Consider the following 2,622-nt stretch of genomic DNA (forward strand, 5'->3'; position numbering starts at 1 on the left):
GTACGCCTCCGACGAGGGCCGTCTTGCGTGACGGGTGGTAATTCGCGAAGCGTGTGACCTTAAGTCTAGCTTTAAGGTCATCGGGCGATGCGGGTCGAGGTTTTGGGCGGGCTGGAGCGGCGGCGGCGTTGGTCGCAGAACGACAAGGCACGGATTGTCGAGGAGACGCTGGCACCGGGCGCGAAGGTAACTGAGGTTGCGCGTCGCAACGGAGTAGCGGCCAGCCTGGTGTTTACCTGGCGTCGACAAGCACGGACATCGGAACAAGAAGTTATACCATTTTTTACGCCGGTGCAGATCGCCGCCGTAGCGGCCTCGGCCGAGGAAACTCCGAAGCTTTTGCCCACTGTTGATGGCCGAGTTCGCTCGGTGGCAGCCGCGCGTACTGGATTGATAGAGATCGATCTCGGCAACCGACGGTGCATCCGGGTGGATGCGCACGTTGATCCGGAGGCGCTGGCGCGGGTCCTTGATGTGCTTGGACGCCGATGATTGCTGTACCGGGGAATGTGCGAGTATGGCTCGCGACAGGCTACACGGATATGCGCAGAGGCTTTCCGTCTCTGGCCCTCCAAGTGCAGGAGGTGCTACACAAAGACCCGCTCAGCGGTCATCTGTTCGTCTTCCGCGGTCGCCGCAGCGATCTCGTGAAGGCGATTTGGCACGATGGCCAGGGAGCCTGCTTGTTCACAAAAAAACTCGAGAGAGGAAAGTTCATCTGGCCATCGGTTGCCGGTGAATCGGTAACGATCTCGCCGGCGCAGTTGAGCTATCTGTTGTCCGGAATCGATTGGCGCAATCCGCAAGAAACCCAACGTCCGACGCGGGTCGGATAACCGTTTTGGGTTTGAATCTGCTGCTCGATCTGATTCAATGGCTTCATGACATCGAAGCCGGACGATCTTCCGTCGGATCTCGCGAGCGCCTACCTTGCGCTGCTGGCCGAGCGCGAGGCGTTGCAGGCTGAACGCGATGTGGCAGTCGCGGATGCCGCCAACGCGCGGGCGGAGCTGTCGGACAGCGAGGTGATGATCGCGCATCTTGAGCTGCGGATTGAGAAGCTCAAACGTGAATTGCACGGGCAGCGATCCGAGCGCACGGCGCGGCTGATCGAGCAGCTGGAATTGGAGCTCGAGGAACTCGTAACCACTGCGAGCGAGGATGAGCTTGCCGCGCAGGTCGCAGCGGCGAAGACGCAGCACGTCCGCCCCTTCATGCGCAAGCGGCCGGTTCGCCAGCCATGGCCGGACGATATCGAACACGAGCGCGTCGTTATTGACCCTCCGACGAACTGCGCCTGTTGCGGCGGATCGCGGCTGGCGAAAGTCGGCGAGGATGTGACCAAGACGCTGGAGGAGATCCCGCGTCGCTTCAAGGTGATCGAGACGGTACGCGAGAAGTTCACCTGCCGCGATTGCGAGAAGATTAGCCAGCCGCCGGCACCGTTCCATGCCACGCCGCGCGGCTTCATCGGTCCGCAACTGTTGGCAACCATCCTGTTCGACAAGTTCGGCATGCATATCCCGCTCAATCGCCAAAGCGTGCGCTTCAAGGCCGAGCGGATCGACCTGCCGCTGTCGACGCTGGCCGACCAGGTCGGCCACGGAACCTTCGCCGTCATGCCGCTGTTCCAGCTGATCGAGCGTCATGTGCTCGCGGCCGAGCGTCTTCATGGCGACGACACCACCATCCGCATCCTCGCGAAGGGCAAGTGCACGACTGGCCGGATCTGGACGTATGTGCGGGATGACCGGCCGTTCGCCGGGCCGGCGCCGCCGGCGGCAGTCTATTACGCCTCGGGCGACCGACGGGGCGAACATCCCCAGAAGCATTTGGCCGCCTTCGCCGGCATCCTGCAGGCGGATTGCTATGGCGGCTTCGAGCCGTTGTTCGACCCAAAAAGGAAAGCAATGCCGATCACGCCGGCATTTTGCCTGGCCCATGCGCGGCGAGGCTTCTTCGAGCTGGCCGACATCGAGAAAACCGCACGGGAAGGCCTCAAGGGCAAACCGGTCTCCCCTATCGCGCTGGAGGCGGTCAGGCGTCTGGATGCGTTGTTCGAGATCGACCGCGCCATCAATGGCCGTAGTGCCGACGAGCGGCGTGCCGTACGCCAGGAGCGGAGCAAGCCGCTTCTTGACGACATGCACGCCTGGCTGCTGCGCGAGCGAGAAACCCTCTCGCGCTCCTCTGAGGTCCTGAAGCCGATCAACTACATGCTCAGGCGCTGGGACGACTTCGCTCGCTTCCTCGACGATGGCAGGATCTGCTTGACCAACAATTGTGCCGAGCGCGCATTGAGAGGCATTGCCTTGGGGCGACGGAACTGGACCTTCGCCGGCAGCCAGCGTGGCGCCGACCGCGCCGCCATCATGCTGACGATGATCACGACCTGCCGCCTCAATGACGTCGATCCCAAGGCCTGGCTCGCCGACGTCCTCGCCCGGATCGCCGACCTTCCCACGTCGCGGCTGCGCGAACTGCTGCCCTGGGAATGGAAGCTCCTGCGCCAAGCCGATAAGCCCGCCGGTCAGCAGGCTGCCTGACCTCCACCCGACCGATCATAGAACTCATTGTGCCCGCGCGCATGCGTCAATCAGGCGGTCCTCGTCGTATGCGTAC

Annotated in this window: 3 protein-coding genes; all 3 read left to right on the plus strand. The window is 62.9% G+C overall.

Annotated features, from left to right (window positions below; genetic code table 11):
• Positions 1 to 87 precede the first annotated feature (87 nt).
• Genes tnpA through tnpC form a run of 3 tightly spaced genes read left to right on the plus strand, consistent with a single transcriptional unit; the run spans position 88 to position 2,546 of the window.
• Positions 88 to 492 (plus strand): IS66-like element accessory protein TnpA, encoded by a 405-nt coding sequence (gene tnpA / locus JQ580_RS33615; RefSeq protein ID WP_212285649.1) that lies wholly within the window; start codon positions 88 to 90, stop codon positions 490 to 492.
• Between the two features lie 50 nt (positions 493 to 542).
• Positions 543 to 836: an IS66 family insertion sequence element accessory protein TnpB gene (tnpB, locus tag JQ580_RS33620; RefSeq protein ID WP_409363245.1), complete on the plus strand. Its 294-nt coding sequence runs from the start codon at positions 543 to 545 to the stop codon at positions 834 to 836.
• Positions 837 to 881: 45 nt separating this feature from the next.
• Positions 882 to 2,546: an IS66 family transposase gene (tnpC, locus tag JQ580_RS33625; protein ID WP_212285653.1), complete on the plus strand. Its 1,665-nt coding sequence runs from the start codon at positions 882 to 884 to the stop codon at positions 2,544 to 2,546.
• Positions 2,547 to 2,622 lie beyond the last annotated feature (76 nt).

The sequence above is a fragment of the Bradyrhizobium sp. SZCCT0148 genome, from assembly GCF_018129985.1.
Taxonomy (GTDB): Bacteria; Pseudomonadota; Alphaproteobacteria; order Rhizobiales; family Xanthobacteraceae; genus Bradyrhizobium; species Bradyrhizobium japonicum_H.

Excerpts from the sequence above, each read along its gene's own strand:
- tnpA (WP_212285649.1), top strand. The coding sequence starts at position 88 with ATGCGGGTCGAGGTTTTGGGCGGGCTGGAGCGGCGGCGGCGTTGGTCG.
- tnpB (WP_409363245.1), top strand. The coding sequence starts at position 543 with ATGCGCAGAGGCTTTCCGTCTCTGGCCCTCCAAGTGCAGGAGGTGCTA.
- tnpC (WP_212285653.1), top strand. The coding sequence starts at position 882 with ATGACATCGAAGCCGGACGATCTTCCGTCGGATCTCGCGAGCGCCTAC.